This window comes from Methanoculleus sp. SDB (assembly GCA_001412355.1).
In the GTDB taxonomy this organism is placed as follows: domain Archaea; phylum Halobacteriota; class Methanomicrobia; order Methanomicrobiales; family Methanomicrobiaceae; genus LKUD01.
In genome coordinates this window covers 1-19,126 of the sequence record LKUD01000004.1, presented here as the reverse complement: position 1 = coordinate 19,126, position 19,126 = coordinate 1, and the positions used below count along the sequence as shown (strand labels likewise).

26 protein-coding genes are annotated in these 19,126 nt (G+C 52.8%); 4 read left to right on the top strand and 22 right to left on the bottom strand.

Annotated elements, in window-relative coordinates; translation table 11 throughout:
- Positions 1-73: 73 nt before the first annotated feature.
- The 18 genes from APR53_06405 to APR53_06320 form a co-directional block, all read right to left on the bottom strand.
- Positions 74-856 carry a 16S rRNA methyltransferase gene (locus APR53_06405; protein ID KQC05747.1) on the bottom strand — a complete coding sequence of 261 codons (783 nt, stop codon included), beginning with the start codon at positions 854-856 and terminating at the stop codon, positions 74-76.
- Positions 853-1,413: a DNA-binding protein gene (locus APR53_06400; GenBank protein KQC05746.1), complete on the bottom strand. Its 561-nt coding sequence runs from the start codon at positions 1,411-1,413 to the stop codon at positions 853-855. The genes APR53_06405 and APR53_06400 overlap by 4 nt, the downstream gene beginning before the upstream one ends.
- 15 nt (positions 1,414-1,428) lie before the next feature.
- Positions 1,429-1,779: a DNA-directed RNA polymerase subunit F gene (locus tag APR53_06395; GenBank protein KQC05745.1), complete on the bottom strand. Its 351-nt coding sequence runs from the start codon at positions 1,777-1,779 to the stop codon at positions 1,429-1,431.
- Positions 1,780-2,107: 328 nt separating this feature from the next.
- Positions 2,108-3,358: a pseudouridylate synthase gene (locus APR53_06390; GenBank protein ID KQC05744.1), complete on the bottom strand. Its 1,251-nt coding sequence runs from the start codon at positions 3,356-3,358 to the stop codon at positions 2,108-2,110.
- Positions 3,349-3,927 carry a tRNA (pseudouridine-N1)-methyltransferase gene (locus APR53_06385; protein ID KQC05743.1) on the bottom strand — a complete coding sequence of 193 codons (579 nt, stop codon included), beginning with the start codon at positions 3,925-3,927 and terminating at the stop codon, positions 3,349-3,351. Before APR53_06385 ends, APR53_06390 begins: the two co-directional genes overlap by 10 nt.
- Before the next feature lie 4 nt (positions 3,928-3,931).
- Positions 3,932-5,251, bottom strand: a complete 1,320-nt coding sequence (locus tag APR53_06380) for a signal recognition particle (GenBank protein KQC05742.1) — start codon at positions 5,249-5,251, stop codon at positions 3,932-3,934.
- Positions 5,251-6,282: a signal recognition particle-docking protein FtsY gene (locus APR53_06375; protein KQC05741.1), complete on the bottom strand. Its 1,032-nt coding sequence runs from the start codon at positions 6,280-6,282 to the stop codon at positions 5,251-5,253. The genes APR53_06380 and APR53_06375 overlap by 1 nt, the downstream gene beginning before the upstream one ends.
- Before the next feature lie 18 nt (positions 6,283-6,300).
- Complete coding sequence (locus tag APR53_06370; GenBank protein ID KQC05740.1) at positions 6,301-6,735, bottom strand: prefoldin subunit alpha; 435 nt, start codon at positions 6,733-6,735, stop codon at positions 6,301-6,303.
- A complete protein-coding gene (locus APR53_06365) occupies positions 6,725-6,916 on the bottom strand; it encodes a ribosomal LX protein (protein ID KQC05812.1) in 192 nt (63 codons plus the stop codon). The genes APR53_06370 and APR53_06365 overlap by 11 nt, the downstream gene beginning before the upstream one ends.
- Positions 6,917-6,921: 5 nt before the next feature.
- Entirely contained in the window at positions 6,922-7,584 is a 663-nt protein-coding gene (locus APR53_06360) for a translation initiation factor 6 (protein ID KQC05739.1), read from the bottom strand.
- Between the two features lies 1 nt (position 7,585).
- On the bottom strand, positions 7,586-7,849 hold the full coding sequence (locus APR53_06355) for a 50S ribosomal protein L31 (GenBank protein KQC05738.1): 264 nt from the start codon (positions 7,847-7,849) through the stop codon (positions 7,586-7,588).
- Positions 7,850-7,997: 148 nt separating this feature from the next.
- Positions 7,998-8,612, bottom strand: a complete 615-nt coding sequence (locus tag APR53_06350) for an arginosuccinate synthase (GenBank protein KQC05737.1) — start codon at positions 8,610-8,612, stop codon at positions 7,998-8,000.
- Positions 8,612-8,950, bottom strand: coding sequence for a hypothetical protein (locus tag APR53_06345; GenBank protein KQC05811.1), 339 nt, complete (start codon positions 8,948-8,950; stop codon positions 8,612-8,614). The genes APR53_06350 and APR53_06345 overlap by 1 nt, the downstream gene beginning before the upstream one ends.
- Positions 8,951-8,959: 9 nt before the next feature.
- Positions 8,960-9,409, bottom strand: coding sequence for a 30S ribosomal protein S19 (locus APR53_06340; GenBank protein KQC05736.1), 450 nt, complete (start codon positions 9,407-9,409; stop codon positions 8,960-8,962).
- Positions 9,410-9,726: 317 nt separating this feature from the next.
- Positions 9,727-10,044, bottom strand: coding sequence for a ribonuclease P (locus APR53_06335; protein ID KQC05735.1), 318 nt, complete (start codon positions 10,042-10,044; stop codon positions 9,727-9,729).
- A gap of 73 nt (positions 10,045-10,117) precedes the next feature.
- Positions 10,118-10,726: a phosphoribosylglycinamide formyltransferase gene (locus tag APR53_06330; GenBank protein KQC05734.1), complete on the bottom strand. Its 609-nt coding sequence runs from the start codon at positions 10,724-10,726 to the stop codon at positions 10,118-10,120.
- A gap of 30 nt (positions 10,727-10,756) precedes the next feature.
- A complete protein-coding gene (locus APR53_06325) occupies positions 10,757-12,025 on the bottom strand; it encodes a hypothetical protein (protein KQC05733.1) in 1,269 nt (422 codons plus the stop codon).
- A 146-nt stretch (positions 12,026-12,171) separates the two neighbouring features.
- Complete coding sequence (locus tag APR53_06320) at positions 12,172-12,993, bottom strand: xylose isomerase (protein ID KQC05732.1); 822 nt, start codon at positions 12,991-12,993, stop codon at positions 12,172-12,174.
- Between the two features lie 122 nt (positions 12,994-13,115).
- On the opposite strand from APR53_06320, the gene APR53_06315 reads away from it, so the two are divergent.
- Both APR53_06315 and APR53_06310 read left to right on the top strand, forming a co-directional pair.
- Positions 13,116-14,360: an exodeoxyribonuclease VII large subunit gene (locus APR53_06315; GenBank protein KQC05731.1), complete on the top strand. Its 1,245-nt coding sequence runs from the start codon at positions 13,116-13,118 to the stop codon at positions 14,358-14,360.
- A complete protein-coding gene (locus APR53_06310; protein ID KQC05730.1) occupies positions 14,344-14,526 on the top strand; it encodes an exonuclease VII small subunit in 183 nt (60 codons plus the stop codon). The genes APR53_06315 and APR53_06310 overlap by 17 nt, the downstream gene beginning before the upstream one ends.
- Here APR53_06310 and APR53_06305 read toward each other — a convergent pair.
- The gene (locus APR53_06305) at positions 14,504-14,986 is read right to left on the bottom strand and encodes a hypothetical protein (protein KQC05729.1); all 483 of its coding nucleotides are present in this window, start codon (positions 14,984-14,986) and stop codon (positions 14,504-14,506) included. The two genes, APR53_06310 and APR53_06305, sit on opposite strands and share 23 nt — an antisense overlap.
- 49 nt (positions 14,987-15,035) lie before the next feature.
- Between APR53_06305 and APR53_06300 the strand changes: the two genes are divergently transcribed.
- Positions 15,036-15,611, top strand: coding sequence for a hypothetical protein (locus APR53_06300; GenBank protein ID KQC05728.1), 576 nt, complete (start codon positions 15,036-15,038; stop codon positions 15,609-15,611).
- A gap of 4 nt (positions 15,612-15,615) precedes the next feature.
- On the opposite strand, the gene APR53_06295 is transcribed toward APR53_06300, so the two are convergent.
- From APR53_06295 to APR53_06285, 3 genes are all read right to left on the bottom strand, one after another.
- On the bottom strand, positions 15,616-15,879 hold the full coding sequence (locus APR53_06295) for a glutaredoxin (protein ID KQC05727.1): 264 nt from the start codon (positions 15,877-15,879) through the stop codon (positions 15,616-15,618).
- Positions 15,880-15,929: 50 nt separating this feature from the next.
- The gene (locus tag APR53_06290) at positions 15,930-16,622 is read right to left on the bottom strand and encodes a hypothetical protein (GenBank protein KQC05726.1); all 693 of its coding nucleotides are present in this window, start codon (positions 16,620-16,622) and stop codon (positions 15,930-15,932) included.
- Between the two features lie 1,428 nt (positions 16,623-18,050).
- Positions 18,051-18,287, bottom strand: a complete 237-nt coding sequence (locus APR53_06285) for a hypothetical protein (protein KQC05725.1) — start codon at positions 18,285-18,287, stop codon at positions 18,051-18,053.
- Positions 18,288-18,431: 144 nt separating this feature from the next.
- Here APR53_06285 and APR53_06280 point away from each other — a divergent pair.
- A partial coding sequence (locus tag APR53_06280) for a hypothetical protein (protein ID KQC05724.1) occupies positions 18,432-19,126 on the top strand: 695 nt, incomplete at its 3' end.

Sequence of the window (19,126 nt, the reverse complement as noted above, 5' to 3'; positions counted from 1 at the left end):
GTCGATGTCACACTATAAAAGGGCTCATTTTGTGGCAGAAATCACGGCTCGGCCAAATCAGGAGAACTCAGTTTCACGATTGCTGCGCTTCGCTTCCGCAGTTTGCAATCAGGGCAAATGCCGCGAGATCCAGTTCTTCGGGACGCGACCCGAGGATGCTGCCGGGAAGACCGGCAAGCATATGCCGTACACGAACCGGGCCGAGCGGCGCTGTCGAGATTTTAAGGGCTTTCCTGATGGTTTTCCGGCGGTGCGAAAAAAGCTCCCGCACAATATCGGCATACAGCACACGGTCCCGAATCGGGTGCGGAGGAGGCCGGGGAATAAGCCTGACAACCCATGACCGGACCTGCGGTCTGGGGCGAAAGGCATTCGGGGAGAGATCCAGAAGGGGCTTCGCATCCGCATACGTCTGCACCATGACCGAGAGGCGGCCACTGCGGGGTGTCCCCGGTGCCGCGATCATCCGTTGTGCGAATTCTTTCTGGAACATCAGCACAGCAGCCTCGAATCCGATATCAAGCAGGCGGAACATGATCTTTGATGATGCGGAATACGGCAGGTTTGCAACGACAATGTCAAACGGAGGGATATCGCACCGGACGGCATCCCCGCAAACCAAGATCAGGCGCCCGTCATCGATCTCATCGGCAAAAAGAAGTTCAAGATCTGCGCACAGGGCGGGATCAAGCTCAATGGCAATAACAATCGCACCGCGGTCGAGAAGCGCCCTCGTCAGTGGCCCCTCGCCCGGCCCGATCTCAAGCACACGCCGCCCCTCCACATCGAGGAAGCCTGCGATTTTCTGTATTGCATTTTCATCGACAAGAAAGTGCTGATCGTGTGGCGCGCTCATTTTGACGTGAAAAGATGGTATTTGACCTCGGGATCTTCGATTTCTTCAAGAATGCGTTTGATGATCATCTGTTCCGGATGGGGGATCGCCTTGATGCGTTCGCTGATATCCCGGAATGATTCGAAAGGCTTTTTCTGCCGTTCATCCAGTATCTCCCACATCAGCTTCTTCCCGATACCGGGAAGCAAATGGAGCATATGGAGCTTTGGTGTCACAGATATGGCTTTGTTGAAGAAATCAACGAACCTGCTCTCGTTTTCCCGGACGATGCTCTCTATTGCAAACGGCAGTTCGAGGCGTGCGGTTGAGGACAGTTCCTCGTATCCGATACGGCGTTTGACACGCTCAATCTTTTCCCGTTCGCGATCTCCGATATAGACGGTTTCATGAATCCCGATATCCTGCGATTTCGGTATAAGCTCGAGAAGTTTGAATTGATCGACGCCCACGGCCTGTACCAGGGGTTCTTTGCGGAACTGAGGACGACGGGGATCGGCATGACCTATAGGCAGTATGTCAAGCACTACGCCGTGAAGCTCTTTTTTATCAGTTCTCATTCGAAAACCCTCCCGTCAGAAATGAGCCATCACGAGATCAAGGATGTCGTCGAGCTCCTCAGCAGTAAGGGTGAACCGTTCTTTAGCGTAGATTGCCCTGAGTTCATCCCGTGTCCGCGGCATGATACTTGCAATACGCGATGCGATCTCTGGTTTCATCTTTTCGAGCTTCACGAGCTCATTCACGAGTGCAACGGCGTTTTCAGCAGTGCTTTTCGTGAGGAGATTGGCATGCTCGATGCTTTTACGAAGTTCATAGGACATCTCATCACCCACATCCCTCCGCTCCGCTTCAACTGCCAGTAGTGCGGCTCTCAGTTCGGGGAGGGTAATCCTCTCTTCGCTCACTATTGCTTTGATTTTCATGCCAATTACCAAGGGGAAAATTATACGTTTTGGGGTTTTAGATGTTGCGATCGGGCAATTACCGTCTTTGTAGCATTTCCATCCCGGATCTCCAGCATCCAGGCGCGGCCACGCTGTCCGACGACTGTCCCTGTCTTTCCGTGGAACCGGCGATGCGGCATGCCGCCATGAACGCTCGAATCGATGACAATATGAACGTGATCACCGACTTCGTACTTGCGGATAACGCTTGTAACCGGGGCGAGACCCCGACGTCTGAGATCTTTCTTAAATTTATATCGCGTTTTTTTCCGTGGACCGTTATGATGTGCCATGCTTAATCCCTCCTTTATTGTACGTCGCCGCCCGCCTTTTCGGGCACAACGCCTTCGACCATAACAACATCCAGGGTGACAACACGTGCACGCGCGCCGAGAATCTCCCCAAGGCTTGGCGTGGTCCTGCCGTTGTCACCGGATATGAGTTCTTTGATGTAGAGTCCGGCTTCACCGACGACGTCAATGACATATCTGCCGTCCTCAACACCAGTGCACTCAATCGTGATGACCCTGCGCTTCCTGACCTTATCCGCCCTCCTGTGGGAAACCCGTTCGGGGGTGCGCTGATGGATTGTCGTACCGGAAATACTCTTCAGAGAATTTCGGATATCGTCAATGGAGAAAGCACCGTCTACTTCGACGAGAATGCTGTACTCTTTATGCGCTTTTTCCGACTTAATGGTTTCCACCTCATGACGATCACTCCAGTGATCCAGCACGACGGCAACCTTCCCTTCGGCACTCCGGTTGATTGCCGTTTCAAGATTGGCAAGGTCGATACTCCTCCTACGGGGAGATACCACTTCGAGAACAAACGGCCGTCCCGTTCCAAGCATCAGCGCATCGATATCTTCCCGTCCTGCACCGTGAAGGACGGCATCCTCCGCCTGCATGTCTGCTATGACCGATTCGCCTATCAGCTCTTCGACCGATTCGGCGTACATCTTACCGGTGAAGTTGCACCGTTCGCATCCTTTCCCGCGGCAGACCCTGCAGTGCCACCGGGTCTGGGGGATCCCCCGTACGAGTTTTTTGTACCTGCCATACACAAACAGGGGGTTTATCTGCACCTCCAGGGTTTCATCCGGGATATTACAGATGACGACGATGTCGGGACGGACAAAATCGACGGATTTGCCGGTTATGCCCGAAACCGCCTTCCCCACTTCGCGGTTGAACTCCGCCTTTATTGGCTCGGGAGACTGGAGAGAAAGATCGGTCCACACAAGTTCCTCACTTTCGGCGATGAGCGGAGGCACCCGGCATCCGACGAGGAAGGTGGCGTACTCGATCCCGGCAAGCGCCTCCGCAATCCGCCCGGCCCAGAGGCCGGTTTCTTCGAAGAGATTCCCGCAAATCCAGCAGGGGTTGCGCTCCTCCGCAAAGGGGATGTTCCGATCAAGTGCATGTGCGACACGGAGTGCATGTCCCCGTTCATCGTTGGCAAGACCGTGGGAGCGTTTCCCGAACATGCGGCCCAGGCAATGGTCGCAGATGGGGCCGTATTCAAGGAGTGATTCTGTACAGTTTATCAGTTCCATCCGTTTTCCCTCCGGTCGATTTCGTTCTGGACGACGGTAATCGTATGGTCCGCGTGAAGGGAGAGCGGGCCGACCGATATGCGTGGAATATCACAGGTCATTTCATCCTCGTCTGGGGTAAAATTCATATGGTCACTTAAGAGGAATCCTTCCGGAATGCTGTCTGCGGACCTGATGTCCCCGCCATCCTCGTGCAGGAGTGCACAGGGCACCTCGCCGAGCAGGCATGCGAGGCCGCTTTGCCGGACATACACGCCCGGGGACGATTCCCTGAATTCATCTCCGCACGGCAGCGAAAGCGCTTTTTTCAGGAGTGCCGCAGCACTGCGCTCGTCGGGATTCAGGGAGCGCAGTTCGGAACCGCGAAAAAGCACGGTCTTGGGAGGCGTGGGATCTCCAAGCAGTACCAGGTAGCATTCGACGTCGCGGCGCAGGTCATGTGACAAAAAGAACGCCGCATTAACACACCGGCAAAGCACATCGATGCGTCCCGCCCCCCCGGGAAGATCGTTGAGGGAAAAATCGCCGGATGTCCGGGCACGGTGCCCGACAATCGCAAACCGCCGCATGGAGTTACATCCCGCCGAATTTTTTCATCATCCGTTGCATATTGAATTTGCCGCCGCCCCCGCGCATCCCCTTCAGCGCACGCTGCATCGTTTTATAGTATTTCAGAAGTTCCCGCACTTCTTCCGGGGTCGATCCGGCACCGAGTGCTATCCGATGGATCCGCGATCCGCTGATAACGGAAGGATTGTCAAGCTCTGCAGGCGTCATCGAGTCCATGACGATGCGGTACCGCTCCATCTTCTGGCCCGTGACGTCAAATGCATCCTGCGGAATATCCATTCCGCCGAGGGGAAGCATGCCGAGCACCTGTTTCAACGGCCCCATCTTCTTTACCGCTTCCATCTGTTTATACATGTCGCGAAGGGTGAATTTGCCGCGGAGCATGGCGTTGACATCCACATCCTCGTCGGTAATGACTTCTCCCGCACGTTCGACAAGCGCTTTCAGGTCGCCCATGCCAAGCAGGCGCGAGATGAATCCGTTGGGATCAAAGCGCTCGAGATCTTCGATGGTTTCGCCGCTTCCGATAAAAACGATGCCGCTCTGTGTCTCAGATACGGCGGAGAGAGACCCGCCACCTTTTGCAGTGCCATCCATCTTTGTGATGATGACACCGTCGATGCTGATCGCCTGGTGGAATCGCCGTGCCTGATCGCGGGCCTGCTGACCCAGAGCCGCGTCGATCACGAGCCACCGGTGTGTCGCCTTCGAGATCACATTTAATCGCACAATCTCGTCGATCAGATCATCCTCAAGTGCATGCCGGCCCTGGGTATCGATGATGATGACTTCTTTCCCGGCAAGCTCCGCAAGGCCGCTTTTCACGATCTGATCGGCATCGGTAACCCCGGGTTCGCCGTAGCACGGGATATTTATCTGGCGGCAGAGATGGAGAAGCTGATCGTATGCACCCGGACGGAAGATGTCTGCACAGATCACACCCGTACGAAGCCCTTTCCGCTGAAAGTATCGTGCCAGTTTCGCGGTTGTGGTTGTTTTGCCGCTCCCCTGCAGCCCCGCCATCAGAATGGTCTGTGGGCCGAGGTGTACCTCGGCGGCCTGCCCCATCAGGCTGACAAGCTCCTCATACACGATCCTGAGCACATGCTCCCGTACCCCCATTCCTTTTGGAGGTTCCTCCTCAAGCGCCCGTTTCTTAATGGACTGGGAAAGCGCCATCACGAGCTTGACGTTGACATCTGCCTGAAGCAGGGCACGCTGGAGATCACGGACGAGTTCATCGACCGCTCCCTTGTCTATGACGGTTTTTCCTGCAAGTTTTTTGAGAGCGTCCTTCAGGCCGCCCCCCAGTCTGTCAAGCATCAGCCACTCTCCCCGAGAAGGTCGTCAACAATCCGATCGGGCGAGAACGGGATGATGTCACCGTATCCCTGCCCGACACCGAGAAACATAATGGGTTTGCCAATGGTATGCGCAATGGAGATCGCGGCGCCCCCCTTCGTATCCATATCGGCTTTTGTCAGGACAACTGCGTCAGTCCCCACTGCCGCGTTGAACTCGCCGGCGCGGAGGACCGCATCGTTGCCGGCGACCGCCTCATCGACATATACGATAAGATCAGGTTTCATGACCCTCTGGATTTTTTCAAGCTGGTTCATGAGATTCGCCCGGTTGTGGAACCGTCCTGCCGTATCGGCGAGCACGACGTCAATCTTGTGGGCGCGGGCATACTCCACCGCGTCGAAGAGTACGGCGGAAGGATCAGCACCCTGCTGATGCCGGATTAGCTTGACGCCGACACGGTCGGCATGGGTCGTCATCTGTTCATTCGCCCCGGCACGGAATGTGTCGCCCGATCCGATAACAACCGAATACCCGTGCTCCTTTAAGTATGCGGCGACTTTCGCAACGGTCGTTGTCTTACCGGTCCCGTTGACGCCGGTAAAAAGAACCCTGACGGGTCGATCGTGTGTGTCGATGTACCCGGTCAGGTCAAATCCTCCTCCCAGTACGTCACGAAGGGCATGTTTCAGCGTGTTTACGACAACCGCATCAACCGATGATCCGATCTTTCGGTGCGTTCCGGTCAGGTCGGTGCGGATGGTTTCAACGATGGCATCCACGGCAGACAGCGCCACGTCATTTTCCAGAAGAATCAGCTCAAGTTCTTCCAGAGGATCGGCGATGTCTTTTTCCGTCAGCACCAGTTCGCGATCGCGAACGAATACCTTCACTTTATCAACGAGGTTTCCCCCGCTCTTCTTCGGGGTCTTCCCGGGAGCAGGTGTTGTGGCCGGAGCTGGCGACTCGAAAGCCTCCTCCTCCGCTTTTTTAATACTCAGGCCCAGTTTCTGCTGGACTCCCTGAAGTCTGTCCCTGAGCGAATCAAACATGGATTACGTACCTGTCTGTCAGCGCTGTGACTGTTGGTAGGCCGAATCGATGCGGCGGGCAACCTCGCCAGCCTGCTTCTGCACGTGCTCAACGGAAGCCGATAGTTTCTTCTCGATAGCTTCCATTTCCGTGATGCGATCCTGCAGATAGGTAATGACGTCATTGTTTTCGCGTTCAACAACGACATCGGCCCCTATATTTAAAAGAACCTTCTTCTGGTCGAGAATCCTGACACGAAGGCTGGCGCCTCCGCCCAGCGGGAGAAGAACCGTGTCATTCCCGGTCTCATCCAGTGCCTTCAGCGTGTCGATAGCGGCGAGCGATTCGAACCGCCGCTGTTCGATGATCTCGAACTGCCGCGAATAGTACTCGATCTGCTGACTGTAATCATTGAGGTACTGCTGCAGCATCTGGACTTCGCGGGGGTCAACCTGCTCCACGTTATTCACCATCAACCAATAAAACGGCGTTGATTTTAATATAATTTCTCTTAAGCCGGTGTTTACTGCCGATGATCGTATAGATGCGCTCTTTAGCAAGCATTTCGTTCGGGACGGTGACGACCTTTGAGTATGGTTTCCACTCGTCACCCACTTTGAACTCACCCTTTACCTCATAGTTCTGCTCTGCCATCATTATCACTCCAGAAATCTGAATACTTCCTCAATCCGCCCTAATTCATAGCCAGTCGTTTCATGTCCGGCAAGGTACCCGCGATTGTTCGCAATAAGCCCGGTACCCACGAGGCCGCTGCCCATATTCACCGAGCCTGTTCCGACAGGGAGATCGGTGATCGACTCAAGAACGGCAATCTCCTGCGGTGTCGACCTCGGGTGGATCAACACGCCGCGGTTTGTCGCCACAGCAGCCATCCCGACAGTCGGCAAACCGCCAAAGGTCGACTTCACAACAGGGACATCGAGAAATGAACCGATCTTTTCCGCTGTTTTTTCCCCGGTATCGGGGTGTATCACTGCAAACTCGTCGTTGCACAGAATGACATTCCCGGCCGCATTCATAGACCGTTCAAGTCGCATGACATCCCGATGCTCCTCCAGAAGCGCAAGCTCTTCGGGAGAGACAAGTCCGCTGACAATCATCCCTGTACTGTTACCGACCAGCAGGGAACCGATAATGGAGCTCCCCTGTATAGTGGTCAGCAGGATCTCGACGCCAAGTGCCTCACGGACCGCTTCCCGGTATGCCGCGGGTGCGGATGGCGGAATGACCGCGATGTCCTCAAAAACACGGGTAAAAACCCCGATGTGAGGATCGGCGTCAAAATCGATCGTTTCTTTCATTTCACTCCTCAGCAAGTTCGGCCTGGACCTGTCCGTCTTCGAACTTCATGGCACGGATGCGTATGCTCCGCGGAGGTTTCTCGCTGCCTCGTTCCCATACACGCTCGTTGATAGAACTGTCCAGTTTAACATCTTTACTTTTCATATGTTTTTCGAGAAACGCCCTGACATCCTTGATTGCCCGGTTGCTCCGCTTCCAACGGGGGGCTTTCTTGACATCCCTGAGCGGGATGATATAAATCTGCTCCTTGAGTTTTTCAACCATTGTCTACACCTTCAGGCTGTTCCGTCTCCAGCTGCGCCGCCGGGGGTGGCTGGTTACCTTCCGTTTCGTCCGGATCATGACCCAGGCAGGAACCCGGCGGTTCTGCTCACATGCCTTTGCAAACCGAATCTTGCGACTCATCGTTACTTTACTCATTGTTATCACCGTTTTGTCGTATGTTTACGCGCCCGATCACGAGCGACTGCTGGTGCCCCGGAGGGAAATATGACGCAGGATCGAGTCCGCGCCCGGCAAGTGCCTGGCGGATCTCGGATTCGTAATCCCCGTTGTCAATTTCCCCCGTCTCACCATATCTGACGTCCAGGTACCGGCCCGCAAGACGCTGTATTTCGGGTTTCCCGAAACCGAGCAGGGGCCTGACATAGGAGCATCCGCAGGTTGACTCAAGGTGCTGGACTTCACCGCGACTGAGCATCGGCACGCGATCATTGAACCGTATGCCGTCACCCACAACCCCGTACTCACCCGCGAGAATGGTAATCGCCTCGCGGTGGACATGGTTGATCGCATCATTGGGAAAACCCTGCTTCTCAATCATTCCCGTTACCTCTGCAAGGAGATCAGGACGGAAAGTTCTCACCTGAAGCGGAAGACAGAGTGCTTCTGCCGCCCGGATCACTGCGGCGCGATCACGTCCGGGATCAAACACAAACGTGTTCAGTTCCACATCGTAATCGCGCGAGAGCAGGAGAGCTGCAAGCGCGCTGTCTTTTCCGCCGCTGAAGAGAACCGCTGCCTTCATTATTTTCGCGTGATATTGAAATCCTTCTTTCCCGGTATGATCTGCTTGAGAAGCGCCTTGAGCTGCTCGTCGTTGATACGCTGTCGTACCCTGCCGCTTTGGGCCAGCATTACCAGCTGCTGTTCAACAGCTTTGGCAAATTCCGGGCGTGTTAGTTTAATGGTGTTCAGGCGTTCCCGTGCTTCGGGTTCGAGGATTTTCAGGAGCGCGAGGTGGATCTGTGAATCGATCTCCTTCTGGCGCTCCAGATCTTCCTGCATCGCCTGCTGATCCATCTGCTGACGCTGGAGCTGCTCCATTCGCCTGCGGCGGATTCTGGATAGCTCATCGTCACCCATCATAACACCTCAGTATTTGGCGATTCCCGGCACGGACTCGGCCACTTCCGCTTTCAGACCATTCGCGACGCCGTCCATAAAGGAGCGCCCGGCTGCTGAAACTTTCCGGCCTTCCCTGCCGTTCTCGACGTAGCCTGCGGCTTCGAGCTGCTGAAGGATTTTTCTCAGGATTGAACCGCTTCCCCGACGGAACTGATAGGGATTTGAGCCCCGATCACGTTTTCCGCCGTAGAAAGATCGCATCCGCTGTACACCTACGGGACCGTCCACATACACCCGGCGCAGTATCGATGCCGCCCGCGTGTACCACCAGTCTTCTGCCTCGGGTGGTGCCTGTTTATGAACCCCCGTCTTCGAAAACATTGCCCAGTCCGGTGGTGTCACGGAATCGAGCTTTTTTAACTCCTCTGCCACCTTCTTGATGAACACATCAGAGGGGATATCATATACGGTTGTCATTGTTAGCCTCTCAATTAATATGCCTAATAGCAGTCTTTACTTATTTGTATGAAAGGCTTTTATATATTTCGAGGCGGCCGGGTCAACGACCCGGTGTACCGTAACTTTCGAGGATCATCGTTCTTCCCCTGACAAAAATGAGACGGGCATTGCATCGTGCGGCGATTTCGTCGGGATTGGCGGCGGTGTTCCGGAGCCATCGTATTTTTACCACGTGGCGTCTGGCGAGCTGTGCTGATATTTCCCTGATGGTCTGCTCGGTACAGCCGTTTTTTCCAATCCAGATGGTCGCCCGGAGACGGTTCAGTGATCCCTTGTCAGCGATGAGGCCTCACCACCCTGTATCGCCGGTGGTACCCGCATCGGAGGCAGGTCGTGATGACGTTGCCGTTGTGGACCCGTACGCGCAGATTTACCCCGGGCACGAGATACCCGTAGCACCGCCGGCAGTATAACCGCCGCAGAGTACGGGGTACAGGTACGCGCTGGCGCATCGAGATGCGGCGCGCAAGCGCGACGTATCGATCGCTTAATGCAGGATTCTCATGGAAAACCGCTCCGGCGTTATGAAACAGCGCCTCGATGCGTTCCCGGGCGATCCGCCTTATCTGGGTGTTTTTTCCTTTTTGTGCCATTGCGTCCCTGCGTCTCCACTCGCAGATGTGAGACCAGATTTGGTGCGAGATGGTAAAAAAGGTCGTGTCAGCATCATGGCGGAAGAATACGCGCCTTTCTGCCTTCGATCGTAAGTCTATCCTCGCAGAACAGCTTAACCGCCTCAGGAAGTGCGGCATGCTCTTCCTGCAGAATCCGGATCGACAGACGTTCTTCGTCATCATCCGCGCAAACGGATACGCACCGCTGAATGATGATCGGTCCTGTGTCCATTCCCTCATCCACGAAATGCACCGTGCAGCCTGCAACCTTCACACCATAATCCAGTGCCTGCCGCTGGGCGTGCAGTCCCGAAAAACTGGGAAGAAGTGCCGGGTGGATGTTCATCATACACCCTGAATATCGGCGGACGATTTCCTGCCCGAGGATACGCATATATCCGGCAAGGATGAAGAGATCCGCTTCGCACTCTTCCATCGCGGCTAAAAGAGCGGCCTCATATTCCTTTTTATCCGGAAATGATGTGAAATCAACAATAGAAACAGGAATTCCGGCATTGCGGGCCCGTTCGATTGCAAAGGCATGCGGATTGTCGGTGATGAGGCGTACACATGTCCCGGGAATATACCCGTCGGATACCCGGTCGATGACCGCCTGAAAATTGGACCCGCGCCCGGATGCGATGACCGCAATGCGTTTCATATATCTCATGTATTTGCGGCCTTGGCGTTCTTAATCGTTATCCACCGCGGATTGATCCGGAAGGATCAGTTTGACTTCCACAATCCGGCGGCCCCGCATCTTCATCACGACCAGCCGTATCCCGCTTTCCGGCAGTTCGACAACCTCCCCCCGCCGGGGAATGTGTCCGAGCTTGTCGGTCAGAAGGCCTCCGACAGTCTCGTACGACTCTTCGATGGGCAGATCAATGCCGATCTCCTCGTTGATCCGGTCCACCCAGCTCCGGGCATCGACAATATACACACCCGTGTCAATCGCCTGAACCTGCGGTAATTCCTCATCAAACTCGTCGAGAATCTCTCCTACAAGCTCTTCAAGCATATCTTCGACCGTGACGATACCGGCAAACGAGCCGTACTCGTCCACGACGATGGCGAGATGCACTTTCCGGAACTGCAGCTCTTTGAGAAGCTCCCCAATCTTCTTGCTCTCCGGAACGAAGTGAGCCTCATACATCAGATCCCGAACCGTAACGCCCTTCTTTTTTTCATATACTGCGGAGAAAACGTCTTTTACGTTAAGGATACCGATCGTGTTGTCGATGTGATCATGGTATACAGGGATACGGGAAAAACCGGTCTCGTTAAAGACATTGATAGACGATTCAAGCGAACTTGTATCTGCAATCATGACCACATCGGCACGCGGAGTCATGATCTCGCGGGTGATGGTATCACCGAACCGGAAGACGCGATAGAGCATTTCATGCTCCTCTTCCTGAATGGTACCTACCTCTTCCCCCACATCGATCCACTGCTTTATCTCGTCCTCCGTGACAATCGGGTGGCCGACACCCCCCTGAATGGAGAATATCTTTTTCATACCGTCGTATATATACAGAAACGGGGAGAAAACGATACTGAGGACCAGAACCGGACGCGAAACGGCAAGAGCGAATTTTTCGGCCATGCGGGCGGCGTAGGTCTTCGGCCCGATCTCTCCGAACACCAGCATGATAAATGTGACAATTCCCGTCGCGATTCCGACTCCTGCATCCCCGTACCGTTCAATCGCAATCGACGTCGCGAGTGCTGCGGCGGCGACGTTCACGACGTTGTTTCCTATCAGGATGGTAATGAGGATGTGATCGGTATTCTTCTTCAGGGTTGCGAGTGCACGTGATCCGGCAAGCCTGCGATCAATCAGTGTCCGCACTTTTGCCTGGTTAACGGAGAGTAATGCAACTTCGGATCCGGAAAAAAATGCAGATAAGAAAATGCACACAATAAAGAGCGCAATTTTAACGCTTTCGTCAATCATTGCGTCCACGCCGTGCAACGGCTCTAAACTCAGATTTATTCATATGCGGTGAAACAACATGATATTGTATTGATATTTAATAAAACCAGCGTTTTTCCGGGTAGGTAATTGTACCCGGAGCGAATGGCGGCGATCTGCCGGGAGTGTCAGAAATTGTGCCGGAGGTATCTGACGTCACGGGCCAGTAGTGCGATTTTTTCCTCGCTTGAAAGATCGTGATCAAAGTTCCGGTCCTCGATCTCCAGCGTGAGGTTGCCTGCATACCCGGTCCCTGACAGCATTGCAAGAACTCTCCCGACAGTATCATTCTCCGCCACCGGCAGGTGCATCTTTCCGGACGCGGTTGCGGAGATGTGGACGTTTGCAAGCCGCTCTGTCCCGCAACGGGACAGATATTCTCCGACCTCCGCAAGCGAGACCGAGAGGGCATGGGCGACATCAAGGGTGTATGACAGCCAGGGTTCACGGTCAAGCAATTCTTCCATGTCCGCTGGTGTGCAGAGGAGGGAGTTCACTTTCGGCTCCATGTTCTCGATGGCAATCCTCACACTCGTTTCCCGTGAAGACTCACGCAGCCTGTCGATAAAATAATCGAAACGCTCGTAATCCGCTGCACTCGGTGTTCGCTTAGCTGTCCTCCTGCCCGGGTGCAGGGTTATAATCCGTGCATCGAGGATACCTGCAATCGACACGGATCTGAGTGCGTACTCGACGGAGATTGCTGCGATGTCCGGGTTGATGGAGCAGGGATTAAGGTCGAGCACCGGCGCATGTACGGTTACCGGTGCAAGCCCCGGATGCTCTGCAATGGACCGCTGCACCTCACCCACGGGAAGCCCGCGGATCCAGAAGTGAGGTGTTTCTATCCAGAATTCTATGCCGGTGCACCCTGCCTCATCCACGAAGTCGAAGATATCATCAATCGGGTACTCGTGAAAAAACATGCTTGATGTAGCGAACTGAACCATTATTCTCACGAACCTGACACAGGGTGGTGAGGGAGACTATTTAACCCCGAGGTATCTCCCCATACCTCTCTTCCGCCTGTTAAAAGGAGATTTGATAAGTGCACCCGCCAACATCATCTCGAATGGACTGGTTCACAGCCGGCGCATCGCCGGCACCGGCGGGGGGGATTCAGCGTGTCTCGGAGATTTCCGGGCTTATCGAGAGGTTGCTGGATGATTCCCGTCTCCAGGAGATTTGGATAGAGGGGGAGGTGCGTGATCTCCGGTTTACACCCCGCGGCCATCTCTATTTTTCCCTTTCCGAGCAGAAAAACGGCACGACATATACCATCAACTGCGTGATGTGGCAGAGTTCGGCACGGGAACTCCCGTTTACACCCGAAAACGGAATGCATTCCCTGGCATGGGGTTCGATCCAGGTCTACAAGCCGCATGGAAGATACCAGTTTATCGTACGCGACCTGCGGGCCGCCGGCACGGGGGAAAAACACCTGCTCGTGGAACAGTGGAGAACAATGCTCACCCGGGAAGGAGTCTTTGACCCTGCGCTGAAAAAGACCCTTCCGCGATTCCCGAAAACAATCGGCGTTGTCATGTCCGCTTCAGGCGCAGCACGGCATGATATCGAGCAGGTCATCGGCCGTCGGTTTCCGGTCGAAATTATTCTCTCCCCGGCATCGGTTCAGGGTGACACGGCACCGCAGGAGATTGTCGCGGCGTTGTCCCGGATCGACGGCACGGTGGATGTGATTATCGTTGGCAGGGGAGGGGGCAGCTTCGAAGATCTCTTCGCCTTCAATCATCCCGACGTGGTCCGGGCTATCGCGGCCTGCAGAACGCCGGTCGTGAGTGCGGTCGGCCATGAGACCGATGTCACGCTCTGTGATTTTGCTGCGGATGTGCGCGCTCCGACCCCGTCCGCCGCGGCTGAACTTGTTGTTCCGGACCGGCGGGAAATCCATGCGGAGATCGTACGGATGCGACAGAGGATGCAGGCGGGGCTGGGAGTGAAGACGGAACGCGAGCGCCAGATTCTTGAGGAGGCACGTCTACGGCTTACACCACGCCGGTTCAGGAGACGGCTCGATACCGGGATGCAGTCTCTCGCGGAGACGGCCGAACGCCTGCACCGGGGCATCTGCCGATCCATCGAGCGGGAGCGGCTGAGACTCGGTCATGCACGCGCACGGATGGAGGCGGGCAATCCGTACCGCCCGCTCGAACGCGGGTACGCGCTGGTGACGAAAGACGGCCTTCCCGTCACCCGTTCAGGGCACCTGCATGCGGGCGACTGCGTCGATATCAGGATGGCGGACGGGAGCAGCAGGGCACGGATTCTCGAGGTGAACCATGACAGAGAAGTATGAAACGCTGATGGAAGAGCTTAAGGAGATCATAAGAAAAATCGAGGACGGTTCGGTCGGGCTTGACGAGAGTATCGCACTGTATGAAAGGGGATCTCTTCTGATCCGACAGTGCGAACGTCTGCTTGAGGAGGCGGAACTCAGAATCACACGTCTGGATCAGGGATAGTGACGATCATCTCCACGTCCATCCGGGCGCCCTCCTGCAGGCTGCGGATCATGCTTTTCGGAAAGGACCGGGCCGTCTGATCCGCGTGAATTGCGACTGTGCGCCCGCATACATACCCGCTTCGCCGCCAGACCATGTCAGTCGGGTGATCCAGCGTCATGGTGCTGCTCCCCTTCGCATTCACCGTGAATGACTCTCCACCTACCGCAAACACGGTGAAGATTTCAGCCCTGTCATTCGCCAGTGCCTTTCGGAAACGCTCTCCAAGTCCTGCCGCCCCCCTGTCCGCACCAATCCCGAGAATGCAGGTTCCGGCGGGGGTGAGGTGGGTCTCCGATGTCACCTCAAGCGTCGTCCTGTGCGTACCGGTCACGTACCGGTGTCCGAAACAGAAGAATCGTTCGCGTAGTTCCATCCCCATAGAAATGAGGGGTGCCCGCCGATGAAGGTTGCGAAGCATCAGCACCGGAGAGTACTATATCTTTGACGGGAAGTCTAATAGTACAGACATGATGATGCAGCATACCTGTCCCGCCTGTGGCGAAGAGACGGAGCATGAAATCGTAAAGGAGGGGCACGAACTCCTCGTTCGCTGCACCGTGTGCGGAGGTGTTCACCGGGTTCCCCGCCCGAAAGAACCCCGGATTATTGCGGTCAGGACCGTGGTGAGCCATGAAAAGGAATCGCGTGTCTGCAGCATCGAACTTCTGGATGACGAGATGTGTTCCGTCGGGGACTTGCTTGTGGCCGAATGCGATGATGATGTCATGGGCGTCGAGGTAACGTCTATCGAACGGGCAGGCGCGAGGGTATCGAAAGCTCGTGCGGCAGAAATCCAGACTGTCTGGTCACGTCTTGTGGAGCAGGTCATTGTCAAGGCATCTGTTCATGACGGCCGGACAACCCTGCCGCTGTACATCCCCGTCGCCGGCGAAGAGGACTTCATCGTCGGCTCGGTCTACCTGGCAGGCCGGATACGGTTCCGGATCACCCGCATTAAACTGCGTGACGGAGCCCTGATGAAAAAAGAAGGCTGGAAAGCGTATGCCAGAAAAATAAAACGGATCTACGGGATCCGTATCTGACATTTCACGCCATTGCATCCCGTATCGCCTGTTCAAGCTCCTCCGGGTGGACGACACGCTCGAAACGCCTCACTTCGGTGTCGCCTTCAAAAATAATAATCGTCGGTGTGACGTGCAATCCGTACCGGGCGATATATTCCTGATTTTTCAGGGCATCAATCTCTTCAATTTCGATGCCGAGCGCCTTGCTGACCTCCCTGTTGATGGGGGCCTGTTCTTCGCATCCCATGCATCCTTCCTGGTTAAAGCAGAGGACCCTCACGACCATAGGTGAATGAGGGGGGGGAAGGCATATATACCCTCCCGTATTGTCCGGTATTACCCGGCCATTTCGCTCAGAATTATATCCGCGTAGGCATATCCGTATCTGATATCGATACTGTCGGCCTGCTTATCAACCACTTTGGTGAGGCGGAACGGAACTTCCGGGGTTGTATTGTCGACGGCAATGATGGGAGCCGTCGAAAAACCGAGCGGCACCCAGTCACCCAGATTAGTGGTACTGAAATTTCCGCCGAAGTTTTCGAACTCCTCTACGGAGAGTGTCCAGACCGGAGATTCCGGATACTCAAAGGACACACGTTTCCGCTCATTCTGGCGCATGCCCTCGCATGCATCGCTTATTGTTTCCAGCTCAAACGAAAGGAGCGCATATTTCCCGATCGGATAATACCGTGTACCGTCGGAGACATACGCATCCACCGAAACTATATCCTCCGTCACGTTTCCGCCGACGTTCAGACTGATCGGCTGTGTCACGAGTACCCCCTCCCCGGTTTCGAGGGCGTTCTTCATCACCTGCTGGTTCGAGGTGAGGACGGCGAGCCCGCTCTCGTCCCGGAGCGTGAAGTCGAGGGCGACCGCATTCCCGGGTTGTGCAGTTTTAAAGGCAGAAAAAAAACCCATATTCAGTGTGAATCCGGCAACACAAATCACCAGAATGAAGAGTGCACCTATCTTCATGTAATTCGGCGAGGAATCGGGCTTCTTGCTATTCCGCTGCGCTTTCATTGTATAGTATTCATTCCCCCATGCAGATAAATCAGTATTATGGGGCAGTACCCGGGAGGAGCGGGCAAGCTTCCACCACAACAATGAAAGGCCGGTGCATATGCCGGAATCACCCGAATTCATTCTCTTGCCCACACCGCGTCCCTCCAACGCAACAGAACCCAGCACAGGGTTCTGTTGCGTTGAAGGGACTTGAGGTGATTTTGAAATGACTGTTGCATCGCGGGACTTCAAACAACTTTTGTGGAGTAATGAAGATGATAGAATCTTGTTCTTTATTAGATTAAGGGCAATTATCCAAGTTTTCTTTTTAGGCTTAGTGATGTGTGGTGTTGCAGACAAGAGATTTTTTTTATTTCTTATCCCGTTTTGTGCAATTTCTTTTTATTATGATACCCATCCACTCTAACCAACAGTATTACAAACAATTACATTTTAATTTAGATTGATGTTGTATTTCCTCATTTTAATAATATCATCGGGTATTATTTTCTTTGTTCATTCTAATATTGATATTACTATAAATATGATGAATTATTTTTTTATAACTCTATTATACTATGCTGCAATTTTGTATATTGCTGTTGGCATTGCATATGCGTTTTTTATATCCTCTTATTTTTTGTATCAACAAATATCTTTTGTTGGAAACTACAATAAATTTAATAAAAACGATTCTAAAGCGCGTCGCAGATATTTTTGGTCAATATTCCGATCTAATATAATCCTAACAATCCCTGTATTTATTTCCATTTATGTTTATTTACAACCAAAAAGTTTTGAAGCCATATATTCGTTCTTTATGACGAATTTGATTGTTTGTGTAGCATTTTTTTCTTCTTTAAGATTTTCAGCAAATCCAACCATGCCTATATTTAACTTATTTAGAAAACAAAAACAAATTTTATTATCACACAGACAGAAAAAATCTATTCAAAGGTATAAAGAAAATATAATATCCTTTTATTTTTCTATAACAGAGGTTGCAATATTCTTGTTAATTATGCAAGGTTTACTATATATTATGGCAATCCTAAATGGAGAAATGTCTATACCAAATATTACCTTATCAAATATTCCAATTGATAAGTTATTACAATTAATTTTTGCTTATATTCTTGCATTGTTTGTCTCTACTATTAGTATAGAATCTATTTTAGAAAGATGGGAACCAATAAATCTCACTTAATCTAAATTTCTTACTTTATTATGTGATTTTCTCTCTGTTTGTTTTAACTGGATTTTATTCTCCAATATATTCGGTTTCCTTCGGATTTTCGTGAAATGTGCCTTCTTCGGTTAAGACTACTAAGATACTTTTTCGCGGTTTCCCAAGAAATGTCCAATTTGTCTGCAACCTGTGACGTGGTTAGCGGGCGGCGGGCTGTTCGTAACAGACTGAGAATCGCGCGTTCATAAACGTTGAAATCAGCCTTCGACATCTTCAACCACAACCATTTCTAACGGGATTTTTCTGTTTGGCCGTTCATCAGATGCAGCAATCCGTATTGTTAGATCCACCTTATCACCACGTTTCAGGTCGTAGAAAGATGCAATTTCACGGGGAATGCGAATCATCATCTGCCGGCCGTCATAGCTCAATCGCACTGTTTTTTGGATTACGTCCGAATCAATAAATTCCAATTGATCTGTTCCCTCATCCATGCGTACGCACCAGTATCATATTTTTAAGTGTATTATGTACGATATTGTATTTATAGGTTATCATTCGTACGATCCATAGAAAGTTTTATTATGTTGTAATTCCTATAGTAATTCGTACGATTAATACTCTACAAGGTGATAGTGATGTATTCTAATCCGCGTGAAGTCAGGGCGATGAAGATTGTTACGGAGTCGGAAAACATCAAGCAAATTAAATCAAACGTCTGGTACGTCCGTTCGCAATCGAATGACGGATATTATACCGTGTCCCGAAGACTGGCAGAAAAATTCGGAGCTGCAAACCGGCACATCTGGAAATGCGACTGTCCCGATCACGTCTACCGTCACCAGATCTGCAAGCATATCTATGCTGTTCAATTTGCCCTGAAACTGAAGAAGAATATTGCCTGTGAGTCTGTCTCATATCCACAGCAGCCGGTCTTCCATGAAAGCATCCATGAAGGAGAATTATTCTGCTCGCAATGTGGCAGTCTGCAAATCGTCCGGCGCGGTCAGCGCAAAACGAAATTCGGAATTACTCAACGATATGGGTGTAAAGATTGTAATTTCAGGTTCACGCAGGACCAGGGTTTCAAGCACATGAAACACGATCCGAAGATCATTACCCTCGCCCTGGATCTCTACTTCAAGGGTGTGAGTCTCCGCAAGATCGCCGACCACCTCAAACAGTTCCATGAGATTGAGGTCGCGCAGACCACGCCGATGCGCTGGATCAAGAAGTATCTGAAACTGCTTGCACACTACGTTGAGAAGAACAAAGTTAATACCGGGAAAATTTGGCATTCCGATGAAATGACCGTGTTCATCAAGAAAGAGGG

Bases quoted from the DNA above. Each gene is read 5' to 3' on its own strand.
- APR53_06405 (KQC05747.1), bottom strand. From the start codon at position 856: ATGAGCGCGCCACACGATCAGCACTTTCTTGTCGATGAAAATGCAATA.
- APR53_06400 (KQC05746.1), bottom strand. From the start codon at position 1,413: ATGAGAACTGATAAAAAAGAGCTTCACGGCGTAGTGCTTGACATACTG.
- APR53_06395 (KQC05745.1), bottom strand. From the start codon at position 1,779: ATGAAAATCAAAGCAATAGTGAGCGAAGAGAGGATTACCCTCCCCGAA.
- APR53_06390 (KQC05744.1), bottom strand. From the start codon at position 3,358: ATGGAACTGATAAACTGTACAGAATCACTCCTTGAATACGGCCCCATC.
- APR53_06385 (KQC05743.1), bottom strand. From the start codon at position 3,927: ATGCGGCGGTTTGCGATTGTCGGGCACCGTGCCCGGACATCCGGCGAT.
- APR53_06380 (KQC05742.1), bottom strand. From the start codon at position 5,251: ATGCTTGACAGACTGGGGGGCGGCCTGAAGGACGCTCTCAAAAAACTT.
- APR53_06375 (KQC05741.1), bottom strand. From the start codon at position 6,282: ATGTTTGATTCGCTCAGGGACAGACTTCAGGGAGTCCAGCAGAAACTG.
- APR53_06370 (KQC05740.1), bottom strand. From the start codon at position 6,735: ATGGTGAATAACGTGGAGCAGGTTGACCCCCGCGAAGTCCAGATGCTG.
- APR53_06365 (KQC05812.1), bottom strand. From the start codon at position 6,916: ATGGCAGAGCAGAACTATGAGGTAAAGGGTGAGTTCAAAGTGGGTGAC.
- APR53_06360 (KQC05739.1), bottom strand. From the start codon at position 7,584: ATGAAAGAAACGATCGATTTTGACGCCGATCCTCACATCGGGGTTTTT.
- APR53_06355 (KQC05738.1), bottom strand. From the start codon at position 7,849: ATGGTTGAAAAACTCAAGGAGCAGATTTATATCATCCCGCTCAGGGAT.
- APR53_06350 (KQC05737.1), bottom strand. From the start codon at position 8,612: ATGAAGGCAGCGGTTCTCTTCAGCGGCGGAAAAGACAGCGCGCTTGCA.
- APR53_06345 (KQC05811.1), bottom strand. From the start codon at position 8,950: ATGGGTGACGATGAGCTATCCAGAATCCGCCGCAGGCGAATGGAGCAG.
- APR53_06340 (KQC05736.1), bottom strand. From the start codon at position 9,409: ATGACAACCGTATATGATATCCCCTCTGATGTGTTCATCAAGAAGGTG.
- APR53_06335 (KQC05735.1), bottom strand. From the start codon at position 10,044: ATGGCACAAAAAGGAAAAAACACCCAGATAAGGCGGATCGCCCGGGAA.
- APR53_06330 (KQC05734.1), bottom strand. From the start codon at position 10,726: ATGAAACGCATTGCGGTCATCGCATCCGGGCGCGGGTCCAATTTTCAG.
- APR53_06325 (KQC05733.1), bottom strand. From the start codon at position 12,025: ATGATTGACGAAAGCGTTAAAATTGCGCTCTTTATTGTGTGCATTTTC.
- APR53_06320 (KQC05732.1), bottom strand. From the start codon at position 12,993: ATGGTTCAGTTCGCTACATCAAGCATGTTTTTTCACGAGTACCCGATT.
- APR53_06315 (KQC05731.1), top strand. From the start codon at position 13,116: ATGGACTGGTTCACAGCCGGCGCATCGCCGGCACCGGCGGGGGGGATT.
- APR53_06310 (KQC05730.1), top strand. From the start codon at position 14,344: ATGACAGAGAAGTATGAAACGCTGATGGAAGAGCTTAAGGAGATCATA.
- APR53_06305 (KQC05729.1), bottom strand. From the start codon at position 14,986: ATGCTTCGCAACCTTCATCGGCGGGCACCCCTCATTTCTATGGGGATG.
- APR53_06300 (KQC05728.1), top strand. From the start codon at position 15,036: ATGATGATGCAGCATACCTGTCCCGCCTGTGGCGAAGAGACGGAGCAT.
- APR53_06295 (KQC05727.1), bottom strand. From the start codon at position 15,879: ATGGTCGTGAGGGTCCTCTGCTTTAACCAGGAAGGATGCATGGGATGC.
- APR53_06290 (KQC05726.1), bottom strand. From the start codon at position 16,622: ATGAAAGCGCAGCGGAATAGCAAGAAGCCCGATTCCTCGCCGAATTAC.
- APR53_06285 (KQC05725.1), bottom strand. From the start codon at position 18,287: ATGGATGAGGGAACAGATCAATTGGAATTTATTGATTCGGACGTAATC.